At 46.1% G+C, this 17,008-nt stretch carries 12 protein-coding genes; 3 read left to right on the forward strand and 9 right to left on the reverse strand.

Annotated features, from left to right (window positions below):
- Nucleotides 1-11: 11 nt before the first annotated feature.
- From CLV93_RS05740 to CLV93_RS05775, 8 genes are all read right to left on the reverse strand, one after another.
- Nucleotides 12-896 (reverse strand): ABC transporter ATP-binding protein, encoded by an 885-nt coding sequence (locus CLV93_RS05740; protein ID WP_106541213.1) that lies wholly within the window; start codon nt 894-896, stop codon nt 12-14.
- Nucleotides 897-909: 13 nt separating this feature from the next.
- Complete coding sequence (locus CLV93_RS05745; RefSeq protein ID WP_106541214.1) at nt 910-2,586, reverse strand: T9SS type A sorting domain-containing protein; 1,677 nt, start codon at nt 2,584-2,586, stop codon at nt 910-912.
- Nucleotides 2,587-2,668: 82 nt separating this feature from the next.
- On the reverse strand, nt 2,669-4,216 hold the full coding sequence (locus CLV93_RS05750) for a DUF6850 family outer membrane beta-barrel protein (protein ID WP_146141957.1): 1,548 nt from the start codon (nt 4,214-4,216) through the stop codon (nt 2,669-2,671).
- Nucleotide 4,217: 1 nt separating this feature from the next.
- A complete protein-coding gene (locus tag CLV93_RS05755; RefSeq protein WP_106541216.1) occupies nt 4,218-5,462 on the reverse strand; it encodes a DUF4876 domain-containing protein in 1,245 nt (414 codons plus the stop codon).
- Nucleotides 5,463-8,174, reverse strand: coding sequence for a TonB-dependent receptor (locus CLV93_RS05760; protein WP_106541217.1), 2,712 nt, complete (start codon nt 8,172-8,174; stop codon nt 5,463-5,465).
- A 160-nt stretch (nt 8,175-8,334) separates the two neighbouring features.
- Nucleotides 8,335-11,061 carry a YCF48-related protein gene (locus CLV93_RS05765; RefSeq protein WP_106541218.1) on the reverse strand — a complete coding sequence of 909 codons (2,727 nt, stop codon included), beginning with the start codon at nt 11,059-11,061 and terminating at the stop codon, nt 8,335-8,337.
- Nucleotides 11,062-11,209: 148 nt separating this feature from the next.
- Nucleotides 11,210-13,132, reverse strand: a complete 1,923-nt coding sequence (locus CLV93_RS05770) for a 4Fe-4S binding protein (RefSeq protein ID WP_106541219.1) — start codon at nt 13,130-13,132, stop codon at nt 11,210-11,212.
- A gap of 37 nt (nt 13,133-13,169) precedes the next feature.
- Complete coding sequence (locus CLV93_RS05775) at nt 13,170-13,619, reverse strand: hypothetical protein (protein WP_146141958.1); 450 nt, start codon at nt 13,617-13,619, stop codon at nt 13,170-13,172.
- Nucleotides 13,620-13,827: 208 nt separating this feature from the next.
- Here CLV93_RS05775 and CLV93_RS05780 point away from each other — a divergent pair, with 208 nt between their 5' ends.
- Entirely contained in the window at nt 13,828-14,412 is a 585-nt protein-coding gene (locus CLV93_RS05780) for a DedA family protein (protein ID WP_106541221.1), read from the forward strand.
- Between the two features lie 75 nt (nt 14,413-14,487).
- On the opposite strand, the gene kbl is transcribed toward CLV93_RS05780, so the two are convergent.
- Complete coding sequence (gene kbl / locus CLV93_RS05785; RefSeq protein ID WP_106541222.1) at nt 14,488-15,678, reverse strand: glycine C-acetyltransferase; 1,191 nt, start codon at nt 15,676-15,678, stop codon at nt 14,488-14,490.
- Nucleotides 15,679-15,955: 277 nt separating this feature from the next.
- Between kbl and CLV93_RS05790 the strand changes: the two genes are divergently transcribed.
- On the forward strand, nt 15,956-16,372 hold the full coding sequence (locus tag CLV93_RS05790; RefSeq protein WP_106541419.1) for a QcrA and Rieske domain-containing protein: 417 nt from the start codon (nt 15,956-15,958) through the stop codon (nt 16,370-16,372).
- Between the two features lie 186 nt (nt 16,373-16,558).
- Nucleotides 16,559-16,984: a QcrA and Rieske domain-containing protein gene (locus tag CLV93_RS05795; RefSeq protein ID WP_106541223.1), complete on the forward strand. Its 426-nt coding sequence runs from the start codon at nt 16,559-16,561 to the stop codon at nt 16,982-16,984.
- Nucleotides 16,985-17,008: the final 24 nt, after the last annotated feature.

Raw genomic sequence — 17,008 nt, forward strand, 5'->3', positions numbered from 1 at the left:
AATTTTTTCAATTAATATTTTCCGGTCAGGCCGATGAAGGCGTCTTCCAGATTCATGTTCTCCGGTGAAAAATTTTCTGTTAAAATTCCATTTCCATCCAGAAAGGCTTTCACTTCAATTTCCTCAGCCCATGTATAAAGTTCTACATGTTGGTTCATTTGTTCCACATTGACAGCCGGGGCCTGACTCCAGTCCTCCACTTTTCGATCGGTTGTGAAGGTATATTTTCGAAAATGCTCCATGAAATCGTTTAAATGTTGCTGAGCGACGACCTGTTTGGAATCGAGAATCAGCACATCATCAATCAATCGCTCCATGTCCTGGATGATGTGTGAGGTGGTGAAAACAGTTTTGTTTCCGGCACGGGCATATTCGCGCAAGTAATCGATGAACAACCTTCGGTAACCGGGATCGAGCCCCATGCTGAAATCATCGAGAATCAACAATTCCGGGTCCTGTGCCAAAATGAGCCCCAATGCAACCTGCGATCGCTGTCCCGTTGACATGGACGAAATCTTCTGGTTCGGTGCCACATCGAGCTTCTCCATGAGCTCGTAGTACGGTTCTTTCTTCCATCCCGGATAATAGGCAGAATAGTATCGCTCAATTTCGGCAATGGTCATGAAGCCGTATTGAATATGTCCTTCCAGCAGATAACCGATGCGTGCTTTCGTCCTGGGAGAAATGTGTTGCGAGTCTTCCCCGAAGACGTAACATTGCCCTCCTGTCGGCTGCAGAAAACCATTTAGGATATTGATGGTAGTGGTTTTGCCGGTTCCGTTTTTGCCTAGCAAGCCAAGGATACTTCCGGCAGGCACATTGAAATTCAGATTTTCGAAAACCGGTTTGGTTCCGTAATGATGTGTCAGGTTTTTACACTCGATGATATTCTCCATACCGGTTGTTCTGCTAATGTTGAATGATCAATTTATGATTGTTGGTTCCCTGCGTGCTGGTTACCCGCAAAATGTAAATTCCTTCGGGAAGACCCGAAACCGCCAGCTGATTTTGATAATCGTTTGACTGGATAAGCTGTCCACGTATGTTATAAAGAGTCGAGCGAACAATGGTTTCTCCCGGTTGCGGATCAATGTGCACATAATCGCTGGCCGGATTAGGATACACTTTTAATTGGGCAACCGGGCGCTCCAGATCTTCCGTTCCAACGCTGCTGTCGTCATGAAGTGATAGCAGGAAGCCATTATAAATGGTGGCAGGTGCCTGATAGTTTTGATTGCCCACAGCCATGCTTCCTTTGAAATGACCGCCGGCAAGTATTTCTCCGTTTGAATCGAGTGAAACCGTCCAAAGCCGGGCACTGGAAACGCTGCTGCTAAAATCGATAGCCCAATCCAGTTTGCCCTCCGGCGAAAGCTTGATGAGTAGAGAGGCAAAGCCGTTCGTTGAATAAGTTTTTTGGTTCAAAACCAAATCGGAACTCAGGTAATAAGCTGTGGAGTAAACTTCGCCGTATTGGTTGACCGCGATATCGCCGAGATTACCATCACTGGCGGAACCGCCCATGATGAACTCCCAAATTAAATTTCCATGGGAATCATATTTCGCTGCAAAGTAGTCCATTCCATCGGCTACATCGTGATAAAAGCTGCCATCGGCAGAATCCATCATGAAATCGCCATTCACATTTCCGGAAACGTAAATATTGTTTTCGGTGTCTGTCGTCAGACCGTAAGCATAATCATAGCTGGTTCCTCCGATTCGCTCGCTCCAAAGCAGTGAGCCATTGGAAATATCAATCTTTCCGGTGTATGCGTCCATATTCCCGAATGATTGTTTCATCGGAAATTGCTCGCTGGTGGCAGTCGATGTCAAATACAGGTTGTCGCTGGCCTCGATGGCAAATGCGATGTTTCCGTCAGGTGAAAGATTAACTTCCCGCAAAAAGCCCGACTGCGTATTAAATACAATGGCATAGTCCAGCGCGCCCGTCGCATCGAATACAGCTATAAATGGCGTGTGTTCGTTGGTTACTCCCGGGTATGTTGACTGAAGTGTGGTTCCATCAATGGTCATTGATTGTGTAAAGGTTCCTCCTGCGACGATGTACGATTGATTGGCTGCGACCGATTCGATTCTTGAGCTGCCGGTGCTGGTAAATACTTTCGCCCAGTTAACGGTTCCGTCGGGATTGTAGCAGGTTAAGAAACCTGTTCCTTGATCGGAAGACGTGCCGGTCAGCTTGGTATTATCATCGAATCGCACATCGTTGTAAAACATGCCTCCGGTGTAAATATGATTATCCGGAGCTACCGCCACTTTGTAAGGTGTAAGTGTATAAATGGTGGAGTCGGAACCTGCTGTTTGACTCCAGATAATCTGTCCGTCTTTGGATGTTTTGAGCAACAGCATTTTTCCTGCCGTGTCTGTAGGCTGAAGCTGGTAGCTGTCGATAGTCAAGTCTTTTCTGAACTTAGCCAACCAATAGTAATTGCCGTCGGTTGAAGCGGCACAAGAATAAACTTCCACGTCATCCGGGCTGGACAGAAAATCTGACCAGTTTGCCTGTTGCGCTGAAACAGTCTGAAATGAGACGAGCACAAGAATAACCGGAAGAAATCTTTTCATAACACGTTAACGAATCTTCTGATAATTATCTGCATCCAGGAGGAGTGGAAAACAATTAAAGAGGTAAGAAATTTGATGTGTACTAAAAATAGCTACCCAAACCTATCTCCAAAAAATTGTTGGTTTCACCTACCGATGTAAATCTGTTAGCTCCGCCTGCTAAGCGAATATAAGCATTTGGAGCGGCTTTCCATTCAGGGTACCAGTAGATTTGAGAGAAAAGGTTAACATTTTCGGCAGAAAGATAGTTGAAATTATGGCGAACAACCGGGGCTGTTATTTCCGATGATTCGGGAATGAACACGGATGCCGGCGCTATATTTAGCGTGCTTCCCAGATTGGCGTTCCATGAAGCAGCCAGCTCGAATTCAATTTTTCCTTTTTGTCCTGTAAAGAAAGAATGAGTTGCAGAGCCGTGTGTTGTTAGTTTTTTGAGCTGTTGGTAGCCGTAGAGAATATTTTCGGTTTTCCCGGAAAGGAAATTGATGCCGGCGTTGAAAATCCATCGAACTTGCATTTCCTTTTTCAACAATGCTTTCCAGTCGATTTGGGCATTGAGGTATTGTGTGGTTAAATTGGTCTGCGCCGTTTCTGTCATGAAGTTTTTCCCATCATAGTACCGAGCGCTTACACTGAAGTGTTGACTCCAATTTTCGCCCGGAAGGGTAAGCGATACCAAGCCGTCAAATCGTTCCAGTGAATATTGTGCATCTGTGACCGGATTCGATGCAATTCTCCCGGTCTCCGGGTTCAGACTGCTGGCGTACGGTGTTTCAATAGCCGATTCTTCCCACAGTTTGTAGCCTAGTTTTCCGTTCCATTCGCTGCCTGACGAAACTCTCTTTCGAAAGAAAATGGTTCCACCTTTTCCATTTGCATTGTAGCGATAACTGAAGTTGATGCGGTTTAGCGGATGTCCGTACAGACTCAAACCATTGATGAAAAAGTAGTCGTAACCGACATTGTTCTGGTAGGTGAGGAAATCGATATCCTCCCGGGAACTTTGGTACCAGCCTTCGATTCCCAGGTTCCAACTGCCGGTTTGGTATGTCAACGATGGTGTTATCGTGATTTCGAAAGCGGTGTTACCCGCCCGGGGATTTTGATCTTTCCCGCCACTTTCGACCCGATAATTGAGGCCGAGTCCGGCTGTCCAATGTTGATTAATTGAAGCCAATCCGTGTACTTGAAGATGATACTGATCTTTTTTCCAGCTTCCGCCAATGGAATCAACCAATTGAAATGGATTGACCGGATGTTGAGATAAACGGTCGTGCCACTGGATGTTCTCTTCACTGCTGCGCCGGTAGTCGAATTTGCCAAAAAACCGGAATTGTCGGACCTGCTTGTAACCGTACGTCGAGAAGTCAAGGCTTTTATATTTATCGGGTGTTCCGGTTTCCCGGAAAGGTTGATTACGTATCATACCTGATAATTCAAGACGGTTGAAGTCTGGTAGTGAGTCATTCAAAACAAGTGCAAAGGGCAAATCTTTTCCCGGTTTCCCGGAAAGGAAAAGTGCTTGTTCATCCATTTTCGATGGCACCTGATTTTGTGTCCGCCCGGATAATGGGAGCAGCGTGAAGAGCAACATGCACAGGATGATATGTCTGTTTTCAGGCTTTTTCATGCTAATTGAATGTTCCGGGTGTTGGGAATGGAATGACTTCAAAGTCTTCACTTGAATTATTAGTATCCGTTAAAATGATGCGTCCATCCTGGTCCTGTTCGATCTTTCGCCGACAACTTTGCAGGTTGAAGTTCCCATCGCAGTAAACAAAGCCGGCATCGATAGAATAAGGGATGCGGTGATAAGCTCCGGCATCAGCAGAAGCCAGTGCGTCCACTCCATCCAGCACCCATTTAGCCGGAACAACCATTAATGTCCGTCCCTTGGTATCATTGGGGCGCGGGACAAAATGTACATCATCGGGTTGGTAATTGCGGTAAATGACTATGCCGGTTCCGTAACTATTGAAAATCCAATCGAAGGTCGATTGCATGCTCGCAAAGATTTCGGTCAGGTTAGGAACTTCAGCAAAGTCAATGTCCCGTTGTTTGTCCGGTCGGTACAAGAATGTTTCCCAGTCTGCATGCGAGAGGTCGATGCTGTTAGGATTGCCATTCGGATCGTCGCGGTGATTCATCCCGTCCTGGGCAATCACAATGCTTTTCCCCGGCTGCAACGGATGATCTTTTCCACTACCTGGAATCATCCAGACGAAGTCCAGAAATACACTATCCTGAATGCTGGCGAACGGTGTTGGCGAAGTGGCTGTTGAATTACCACTCGCACCGTAAACACTGGCAATATAGAGACTGTCGAGATAGATTGTATCGTCGCTGTTGTTGAAGATTTCTACAAACTGATCGGACCAGTATGCTTTCCCGGCAGGTGTACGGGAACCGGTGTAGTACAATTCTTTAATGACCAGCAATCCGGCCAGGCTTTCTTTTAGTGTTTGCTTACCTAAATCGGCATTTCCGGTTACGGTAATATTGGCCTGACTGTAGTTGAGCGATACTTTCCGGTTTTGCAGAATATCCCTGTCGGTCACAAGCGTAGAACCGTACGACCGGGCTTCGGCAGCCGGGTACTTTTTCCCTGCCGACAAGCGGTAAGTTCCGGCAGTTACCCTGTGAAAAGTGTACTGTCCGTTGGCATCCGTCACGCCTTCGCTCTCCAGCTGATTGTCGATGTTGATCAACCGAACAGTTGTATTTTCCGGCGAACCACCGGAATAATTGTCCGGCAATGACAACTGGATCGAAACATCGTACATCTGCGGTTCGATGTTGAACTTGTCATCGCGGCATCCGGTCAGTAAAAGCACTGTCCCAAACAGAAAAAGCCCTATGTTCTTTAGTCTTTTCATTTAAAAGTGAAACGCCAGTTCTCCGCCAAAATAGAGAGCAAGATTTCGTTTTTCAATGTATCCGGTACGATTGTTCGCGTAAGCCGGATTGTGCATAAACATATTGTTGGCAAAAAACGAGAAACGATAATTTTTCCCGATTTCTTTCGCCAGTTTCAGGTTGAGGTTCCACAACGCGGGCCGGTTAACCGTTTCATAGGTTACTGGGTCTACTGTTCTTATCAGAAACGGAAAATCGGTTTTTACTTGCGCGGAAGTCAGTGGCAGTGTGTTGCCATTTTCATCGATATATCCTACCGGGACAGAACCCCGAAAAGTTGATTCGTATTTATCAATCCAGGTATTTTGTAATGCAACCGTAGCTACAAACCGAAGTACAGGAATGTGCTGAACAATACGCAAAGTTGTCAGAAACAGTTCGCGTTTGGTTTTATTCGATTCGTACATGCCAATGTATCCGTTCGGGTTGTTGGGGAAATTCCGGCTGATTTCCAGAATGTCCGGAACATCACTCCAGGAGGTGTTCGAGGACCACGCACCACTTAGATTAAACGAAGTACCAGTTTGTGGAATTTGCGGCGCCTGCAACGTGAATTCAATTCCTTTGCGAGCAATATTCAGCGAATTACCGGGCTTCAGATAAGCATTCCGATAGGTCAACGTATCGACGTTTACTTCATCGAGTTGGGGCTTTTCACCGTTTCCGGGAATATAGAAATAGGTATCGTAAACCGGGTATCGGAAGGCTGCTGCCACATCGTTGAAAGAATAAGCGTTTCGTGTTTGCTCCTTGAAAAAGGTGGCATGAGCACTCCATCTTCCCACTGTTAAATCGAAACCAACTTCCGCTTTGCGATTGGTCATGAACTTGAGATGATTGTTCTGTGCATCGAAAGTATGAGTTGTCATTAACGCCAGGCTTTCGTCGGGATAAGCGGCGGAATAGTACATGTAGCTGAGCGCATCGAAGTAAGCCGTTTCCGGATAGAGATAGACCAGCGAAGGAGCTTTAGCGGTCATACCATAACCTCCGCGAAGGCGAAGGAATGGGAAAAGTTGGTACGTCAGATTTGTTCGGGGTTGCCATTTCGTATCGAAGCCACTTTTGAACAATCCATCAGGTTGTACTTTATCGAACCGGATGCCGGCCTGCCATTGCACTGTTTTTCCGGCCAACGGAAAAGTGAAGGTGTTTTCGGCAAAAAGCGAAAGCTGGTTGAGTGCGGGAATATCGCTGTATGCTCTTGGTCGATAGGATGACGGAGGCAGATAGCCCGCATCGAATGTTTTTCCTTTGCCGTGATTGACATCGGTTCGCCATTCGGCACCGGCCAGAAAAAGGTCACGTACTTTTGTTCCGCTTACCGCGAAATGTTGAATAAGCGAAGCATAAAAGTTCAACGGTTTACCCTGGATGCGTGTTGCCGTATAATATTCGGCCGGAGCAAAGGGAACTTCAAACGTTCCGTCAACCAGACTAGTTGGTAGTGGCTGAGCTTCGCCCGAGCGGAGTTGTTTGTTGTAGGAGTCCTGGTTCCGAATGGCCAGAGAGGCTTGGTATGTTAATCTTTTCAGGATTTTTTCTCCGGATTTGTACTCGCCTTTCGTACTTAGCCGAAAGCCTTTATCATTGGCATAGCGTTTTTCTTCCAGAGCAGCATCTTTGTCTCCCTTATCCTGATCTTTCGTGTAAAGCAGGGAAAGGTTCACCTGGTTTCGCCAGTTCTGGTTGTTGCTGTGCGAATTCCAGTTGATATTGGCTGTCACCCGGTTATAAGTGGGGACAGGAATGCGCAAATCCTGTTGCGAATGCGTGAGATCAAAGCCAATGTTTAACGTCTGGTTACTTTTTCCCAGAGCAATTCCTTTTCCCAAACTGGCTTCCTGGGTCGTCGGGTCGAGACGAACTTTGCCACGAAAAGGAGCTTTCCCCTGCATGGTTTCCACACGGATAACTCCCGAAGTGAGGTTTCCGTATTGAACGGAAGGGATTCCCCGAATGACTTCAACCCGGCTGATTTGGTCGGCGGGAATATCGCGCAGGTCAATTCCTCCGCCACTAACGGTTGAGAAAAGTCCGTTGGCACCGATGGTGGCAGTATTACTTACCTGCAAATTGGCATCGTTGGAAAGTGGGGCACCGTCTATTACAACAGTGGTTCCCAGTGCATCAATTTTGTCGTCGGAGGACGAGCCGGTTCCCCTTAATTGTGCCTGTCCAGCGGTGTTGAGGTCGGGGTTTTGCGCTGGCCTACCGGGAAGGAGTTGCAGTATGTCGCCCAGATTGGTTGCCTGAACCAGTTCGATGGCTTGTTGTCCGATGGTGGAAGTTGAGGTCAGACTTTGTTCGTTTTCACGAGCCAAAACTCTCACCTCTTTCAAACTGAGTGATTGAATTTGAAGGGTGAAGTTTTTTTGAACGCTTTGATTCGGCCCGATATTTATAAAGTACGATTCGGGTTGGTATCCCAGGTGGCGGATAACAATTTCGGATTTCCCGGCAGGGAGTTTTAACCGGTAATTTCCTGAGCTATCGGTTAAGCTCCAGTTTTGTGTTTCGGCATTGATAACCGATACATCGGATATCCCTTTTCCATCGTGTCCGACAATTTTACCATACAGTTCACCTTCATTTACCTGAGCAAAAAGTACAGGAATGCTGGTTATCCCAAAACAGATAAGTAAGATGTATTTTTTGAAGCGAACTGTCATGTATGGTAAAAAACAAGGATGGTAACAAATAAAATAATATTTATCGAAACATCATGTTTTTAACAGCACGAAACCTGAAATTCAGCTCAAAATAAGTATTTGCGAGATTCTTTAATTATTATTTAGAAAGCCGAATTTCCTCAGCTAATTATCATAAAATCTATCGCCGAATTAGTTTAAACGTTTTCGGATGACCGGAATGATCGCTTACCTGCAACAAGTATATTCCTGCGGGTTGAGTGCTCAGCGAAACAGCCAGGTTATTTTCCCCGGAAGGCACTTCCTTTTTCAGGATGGTAGCACCGGTTAAATTCATGACTGAAACTTCGTAGGTTTTATCTGATGTTCCCAGGTTTAACACGAAGCGACCATCGCTGCTGGGGTTCGGATAGACATTCATCTGGTCAGCCAACGGCGAATCGACAGCAGTGTCAATAATCATGTTATCTACCTTGAAGGTATCGCGGGCTGTACGGTTAGAAGCCACTAAACTTACATGGTACGTTCCATCATATGCATAGTCATGGATGGGATCAACTTCTGTACTGGTTGATTGGTCTCCAAAATCCCATTCGTAGCTTATCGCATTCGTCGATGTATTCGTGAAGGTTACTTGTTTTCCATCAGCCAGCATTTCGAAGTTGGCTTTTGGACGAAGGAAGTTATCTTTCAAGCTGAAATACAAAGCGCTGTTGGAAAGGATAAATACTTTATCGCCGAAATTGGCCAGTTCATAAAAATAGGTCGGACGACCGGCATCCGCCGATTGCCAGTTGCTTCCCCAATCATTTGAGGTCTGAATCATTTGATCGATTTTTCCCGCAAGAAGAGTGCTGTCTCCTACCCAAATCATATCCGTCAGGACTGAGGTGCTAAGCAATTTGTATGTGCTCATTCCATCTGTGCTGGTCACCATTCCGGCTGATGAGGACATATATAATGTATCCGGATTGATAACCAGAATATCGGAAATCACACCCATGTTGGCATCGGCCGTCATCGTCCAGGTTTTTCCGTAATCGTTCGTTTTCCATATGGTTTTGCTTCCACCCAGATACCCGGTTTTTCCATCAGCCGAAAATTCCATGGCAAAGAGATAGGATGTGTAACTGCTGTATAGATCGTCTGATGTCTTTGTCCAGGTAGTACCGTGGTCTGTTGATTTGAAAATGAAGCCGTGATATTCCTGGCTATTGGCCGGATTAGTCCAGCGTGCAGCTGTATAAACAGTATCACCAACTGTGGCCAGCGGCATGAATTTGACGTTGGCACCGACAGACAAATCTGTCAGGTAGTTTCCTGTTCCGTCTGAGAAGTTTGATAGGGGCAGCGGGCTCCATGTTTTTCCCGAGTCTGCTGTTGTAATAATAAAGTTCTTGTTTCCACCGAAATAATAGGAAATGTAACCGTGTGTACTATCGGCTTCAAACTTCATGTCCATAGGCGTATAGGAAGATAGTGTATCGCCGACTGCTACTTTTGGCCAGGTCAGACCACCATCGGTACTTCGGAAAATCTCACCTTTGAGCCCCAGAAGAACAGCCGAGCGGTCATTCAGTTGAACGAGCTTAGCCAGATGCGTATTTGAATTGATAGGGACTTGTGTCCAGAGATTGGTTATATTATCCACAGAAACACTTTGTACTGCAGAAGTTACGCTGGCTACTGCATTGGTAGCCGTTAAAGTCACATCGTAAACGCCAAAGGCCGGATAAGCGTGTGTCGGATCAATGGCATCCATAACGACTCCATCGCCGAAATCCCACGTTAATGTACCAAAATTTTCAGCTTGGTTAGTAAAGGCATATTGGTTATCGGTCTGCGTATAGGTGAAGTCTGCTTTGGGATCCAGAATTTCGTTGGGACCTATGTGCTCCATAATTCCATTGCTGCCTAAAGCCCAGACTTTTCCGGCGAATTCATCGAGATGAAAGAGTGTGGTGTTTTGTCCGATATTGGCTGATTGCCACGTTTTTCCCTTATCGAGTGTACGGGCCGTTTTGGTATCACGTCCTCCAATAGAAAGAAATGTTGTATCGTTCAGAACGAAAGCGTCGAAAGCATAAATAACACTGTCGCTGGGAACGATCGTTGTTCCGCCATCCACTGTAGTGGAAACCCCATATTGTCCGGCAATTACGGCGGTGTCTCCGAGCGCTGGGATAATATCGTTGAGCGAGCCGAGCGATGAACTTGATAAGTCATTCCACGAATCGCCCCGGTTGGTCGTCGTGAGAAACGCCCCCAGCGAACCAATGGCATAACCTCTACTGTCGTTAAACGCAATCCGGTTAATCGTCGAACGGCCAAAATTGGGAGACGTAATCTGCCAGCTTACGCCGGCATCGGTACTCCGGAAAATATAACCGTACGTAGTTCCACTGGCTGGATCGCTCCAGGAGAGTGAGGTAAAAATGGTATCGTTATTTAAAGCTACCACCGATGAAAAGTTGGCCTTTTCACCTGCCAGCGGATCGGTGGTTATATTGGAAGAACCATCGCTGAAAGCATTCAACGGGACGGGGCTCCATGTGTTGCCTCCGTCGGTAGTATGAAGCATGGTTCCGTTCTGATAAGTTCCGGATAGATCTTTCGCTTTAGTTCCGGCTACGTAACCGTTCAACTGATCGGAAAAAGCAATATCCATGAAATCGTAAGGAATCTTCTGCGGAAGCGTGAGTTGTACCTGTGCCCATGATGCACCACCGTCGGTCGTTTTCATAAGTAGCGTATCTTTCCCGGAAAGCATGGCTTCCTGGCTACTTATCGGGTATAATTTCATGAGTGTTTTACCAGTTCCGGTATCATAGGGAATCCACTGAGCATAAGTGGAGGAAGAGAAAAAAAACAACGTAACAATCAGGACGAAATGCGCAAATCCTTTCATTTCTGTCGGGTTTAGGTAAAAAAGCAATTAAATAGCAGAGGTTTTGTGGGAAAACCAATCGTCCAAATTTAATGTTAAAAATTTTGACATCATATTTTTCAGGAATAAAATTCAAATTCGCTGAAATATAAAAGTATATGTCCGCTAATTAATCCTCTGAGCGGAAAGGATTGACGACCGATCCGGTTTTTCCGTTGGCATAATGTATTGTCAGCTTTTCAGCGTTGGTCCATTCTTTTATCTGGGATATGCCGGCTTTCTCTTTGTGGAAGAAGACCTGAAGTTCCGGGTTTTTCCTTCCGAAAGTTGTTCTCACTCCCAGCACGGCCTGATAAGACGACAGGTGACTTGTGAGGTACGGAAGCATTCGCTGATAGTCGTTTTCTCCCGGATGATTGTAAGACAATCGCAGCGTATCAATCGAAGGAATAGGAGTCCGGTCAAATCGGGCGAACGTTTTTCGAAACGGTACAAACATGGTTCTGATAAAGTCATCCCGGGTGATGGCCGTATCCGAAACCGTCATTCCTGATAGCTGATAGTTGAGTTTTACCTTACGGATATTCAGGCCGTTTTCAATGCGAATTTCCCGCTTTTCAACGATTTTCCGGACGGTATTTTTGTCGATGTTGACTGTCTTGTCGTAAAAAATATTCACCTTCACGGGACAATCGAAGGTGGTCTCGAAACCATAAGCTGCCGGAAAGTTTTGCAGAAGGAGCTGCTGTAAATATTCAGCATCGTATACGTCGTATAATTGATCGATGCCGGCTGTTATCACTCCCAGTTGTCGAACATCTTCCGGGACTGGTTTAATCTGTCGACGAACAGGCGTGAAAATATTCTTCCTAATGTCGGTTGGAGTCAGTTTGTTGGCGTCGTACCAAATTTTAACCGAGTGGTCGTCGACGTAAGTGGCCACGCCAAGAACTCCATTTACTTTCTTCATCCCGGAAGCAAAAGCCATGGAACTTCCGTAACATTTCACGTTGTCAAGTCCGGAGATCGTCAGCGTTGAGGCATTTTCCAAATCATTTGGCTCGCCCCACTGTTGCTCGATGGTTGGGATACGAATCGAAGCCCCCAAAGACAAACCCAGAACGATTAGTAAAACCGCGATAGTCACCGGGTACCATTCGCGGTAGCGATGATTAATGGTCAGGCTTTTTTGTTGATTGCAGGATGCTACACAGACACCGCAAAGGTTGCAATCAATGTGGCGAACCTCCTTTAGTTTTCCTACCGGGATACCTTGCGGACAGCTTTCGGTGCATTGCCTGCAGTTGTTGCAGGTGCTGGTATTGCGGGTTATCCGGCTCAACGGTAATGGGAAGCTTGCTTTTCGCTGAATTTCGAACAACCAGGCTAAGAAGGTTACTGCAGCCAACGGCCAGACATACGATAGTTGTAATCCCGCGGCATTGGCCAAAATGTATGCGATAGTGACGACACTGAACATCAGAAAGTATCGGAAAATATTGGAAACGGCTCCCAGGGGACACAAATACCGGCACCAGGCTGTACGGATGAAAATGGGGGTTGTGATGAAGACTAAGATGGCTATCCCGGCCCAAAGTGGATTGACATCTGCTCCAAAACCGGTTGTGGCGGCATAATAAGGATCGTATGTTTTGCAGAAAAGTTCGCTGCTGTCCACGGTGTAATAAACTGTTACGAAGAGCAGAATGTATTTCAGGCTGCGAAGGAGCTTGTCAGCGATTTCGGGAACCTGTTTAACCTGTAACTTCCATTTCCGCCCCAGCGACGAAAGTTTTTCGGTAATGGTTCCCAGCGGACAAACCACGCCACAGAACAGTTTGCTGAAGATGATGACGCCGATGGCCAGTACCGCTCCCGTCACAATCTGGGCGCTGGTCATGGTGCAGGCCAAAGAGCCTCGTTCGAAAAGACTGGCGGCTGCCTGCAATCCGCCGAAAGGACAATAGGCTTCGTAATCGGGATGAAATGCCCGATCGAAAATGCTACGGAAAACGAGGTACAGAATCCAGGCGATAACGCCGAACCGGAGAAATTCGCGCCATGGATGGAGCGATTTAATCCTTTTGAACATCAGGTTAATTGTTAGTTAGTCGTATTGTTAGGCTGGCTTATTCTCCCAACCAGCCATGTTTTGCCAGGTATTTTTTTGCTTCTTCCCGTGTTTTCCAGAAGGCTCCCCTTTTTTCCCAATATGTTTGTCCACTCTTCACTTCTGCCGGGCAGTTTTTGGCCGGTGCCACCATGACTGATTCCAGAAATCGGAGTTTCAGTTCCCGGTCGGTTTTACGGATAACGCGAGCTTTGATAGGACGACCATAATAGTGACCATTGATGGGCGCCGTAACAGCTGCGTAACCTTCCGTTCCTTCCTTCACCCAGCTGAATTTTTTCTGAAACTCTTCGGCTGAGATGGCAGTTGTATCCTGCGGACCTGCTTTTGCTTTTTCGAGTTTCATTAGATACTCGCCTTCTGTTTGCGCCGCTTTTTTATCGACACGGTGACAGGACGCAAGACCTCCCAAGGTCGCGAATAATATGATAAAAAGTGATATTCTCATGGTGCTGTTTGAACGTATTTCAAAGGAAATAAAAAATTGCTGAATTTCGGTGAGAAATACCCCAATATCAATATGCTTTACATAAATAGCATCACTTCATTAACATTATGTATCCGATTTTAGAAAAAATAACATTTAGATGCAGATTTGGAGTACTAAAAGGCTGTCTTATCCGTTATTATGGAAAAGAATTTGATTTATTTCGGGCATGGATGCAATCTTAACACAACAGCTTCACATCTGGACACCATTGATTTATGTAATCCTCTTTGTAGGGTTGCTGATTGAAGGGGAGAGTATTCTGTTTGCAGCATTCTTTTTGGTGAATCAACAGGAGCTGCAACTGTTTTATACTATCGTGGTGGCTATCGCCGGTGTCCTTACGGGCGACTTGCTTTGGTATTACGGAGGAAAGTTGCTCATGCGCGTACCATTCGTACAACGTTTGTCGGAGCGTATGCCTAAAACTATTGACCACTTTATCCGGCGAAAGCCGATACTAAGTATTGTAGGTTCGAAATTTCTGTACGGAATGCACCGGCCTACTCTGTTGCGCCTGCATGCGGCCCGTATTAACGTTCGAACTTTCCTGCGTGCCGATATTCCCGGAACCATTATCTGGATTGCTGTGATTGGAATCGCTGGTTACTTGTTCTCGCAATCGGCCGATTTACTTGACGGTAAGATGAAGTACTGGCAGTTGGGAATGGTTGGTGGTTTGGTCATATTTACCGTACTAACCCATTTTGTTTCCAAACTCGTTGTTAAACGTATTTCCGTTCGAAAAAAATAACTTCGGTTGGAAAAACAGATGATACAGAGAAGGCTGCCCTGATGGACAGCCTTTTGTATTTGTAGTTAACTGCTGTTATTTTAATACTTTCAGCTCTTTTCCAATTTTGGTAAAAGCAGCAATGGCCTTATCAAGATGTTCTCTTTCGTGACCGGCCGATAATTGAACGCGAATACGCGCTTCGCCTTTCGGGACAACCGGATAATAGAAACCGATTACATAAATGCCTTCGTCCAGCAATTTGGCAGCAAACTCCTGCGACAATTTGGCATCGTACAGCATCACAGCGCAAATCGCCGATTTACTGGGCTTGATATCGAAACCAACTGCCTGCATTTTCTCCATAAAATAGTCGGTGTTGGCATGCAGCTTATCTTGTAGTTCTGTGGTTTCAGCCATCATGTCGAACATGCGGATTCCTGCATTAACAACTACCGGTGGCAGTGAGTTGGAGAACAGGTACGGACGCGAGCGTTGGCGCAGCAGTTCGATGATTTCTTTTTTCCCGGTAGTAAAGCCGCCAATGGCACCGCCAAAGGCTTTACCCAACGTTCCGGTAATGATATCCACTTTTCCGCGAAGGTCGAATAACTCGGTTACACCGCGACCGGTTTCGCCAACAACACCGGCCGAATGGCATTCGTCGACCATCACCATGGCATCGTATTTTTCGGCCAGTTCGTTGATTTTATCCATTGGTGCTACGTTTCCGTCCATCGAGAAAACTCCGTCAGTGACGATGACGCGGAACCGCGCTTTCTGAGCGGCTTTCAATTGCTCTTCCAGATCGGCCATGTCGGCATTTTTGTAGCGGAAGCGCTGTGCCTTACACAAACGTACTCCATCGATGATGGAGGCGTGGTTCAATGAATCGGAGATGATCGCATCTTCATCCGTCAGTAATGGCTCGAACACTCCACCATTGGCATCGAATGCGGCGGCGTAGAGAATGGTGTCTTCGGTACCGAAGAATTCAGCAACTTTCTGCTCGAGTGTTTTGTGCAAATCGGTGGTGCCACAGATGAACCGTACCGATGACATTCCAAAGCCATGCGTATCGAGCGCTTCTTTGGCCGCTTCAATCAGCTTCGGATGGTTTGACAAGCCGAGGTAGTTGTTGGCACAGAAGTTCAGAACTTCCTTGCCGTCTTCGAGGTGAATAACCGCGCTTTGTGGTGAAACAATAATACGTTCGCTCTTGTACAAGCCTGCTTCCCGGATGTTATCCAGTTCTTGTTGCAGGTGATCTTTTATTTTGCCGTACATAATTTTATGGTATAAAAAGTTTGTCGAATTGTGTGGAGAGAATTCTCTCTGTTTTGCCGGCCTGTTATTGACCAGTTCAAAATCAATTACAAAAATAACGGAAAATTGATGGTTTGAGGGATGATATTTGGCAGGGAAGCAGAGAACGTTGTTTTGACCTGTTTGGGGCAGGCATGTTTCGGAATTCACTTTTTTTAACAAAAAACTTGTATTGGAGAGCCAACTTTCGCTGGGTTTGTTCGTAAGGGTAAATTGGAAACTTAACAATGATAAATTTATGGACAGACGTAAAGCTTTACAACAAATGGTAGCAGGTAGTGCTACACTTTTCGTGGTTCCCTCGGCTCTGGCGGCCTGTGGAAGCAGCAAAAAGAAGAGTTCGGACACTTCGCCTTTGACGGTGAACCTGGATGATGCCAAATTTGCCTCGCTGAAAGAGCAGGGCGGCTCAGTGGTAACCGACAATACCATTATTATTAATACGGCTGCTGACGGTATTGTCGCCTTGTCGAGCATTTGTACTCATAAAGGCTGCACCGTAGGATACGACAAAGCCCATAAAGATATTTTGTGTCCGTGTCACCGTTCGGAGTTCGCCTTCGATGGAAGTGTGCTTCAGGGGCCGGCTACCAAGCCGCTTCCGAAATACAAAGTAACCCGCAATGGCGACACGCTAACTATCGATCGTTCATAAATTGCATCATATCAATTTTTCTCTTTTAACAGATTACCTGAGCCCGGATACTTCTCCGGGTTTTTTTGTGTCTGGAATACTGCATCCTGTATTTTATTGTTCAATATTTTTAAGAAGGTTTTAATTTTTCGTCTTGTTCATTTTCAGCATATTGCTACTGTATTTAATAAGTCTAAATAATGATTTATGGAAAGACGTAAAGCCCTTCAGCAATTATTTTTAGGAACCGGAACGCTGATGGTTGTTCCTGCCGCACTGGCATCGTGTTCCAAATCGTCCAATGCAGGGGCTCCGTTAACAGGGGACCTTACACTTGATTTGACCAGTTCGAAGTACAGTCAGCTAACACAGAGTGGCGGCTCGGTGATTGTTGGCAGTACCATTGTGGTCAACACCGGAAGCGACAATTTCATTGCACTTTCGGCTATCTGTACCCATGCGGGCTGTTTGGTAGAATATCAATCATCGCAGAAAGATTTTTATTGCCCGTGTCACGGTTCGGTATTTTCTACCTCGGGTAGTGTAATGCGTGGACCGGCTGCACGCCCGTTGGCGAAGTATCAGACCACTTACGATGCGACTGCCAAAACAGTTACTGTAAAAGGTGCCTGAAGAAATTATAATCCTCTCTTTCCC

The organism is Prolixibacter denitrificans, from assembly GCF_003014495.1.
GTDB lineage: Bacteria > Bacteroidota > Bacteroidia > Bacteroidales > Prolixibacteraceae > Prolixibacter > Prolixibacter denitrificans.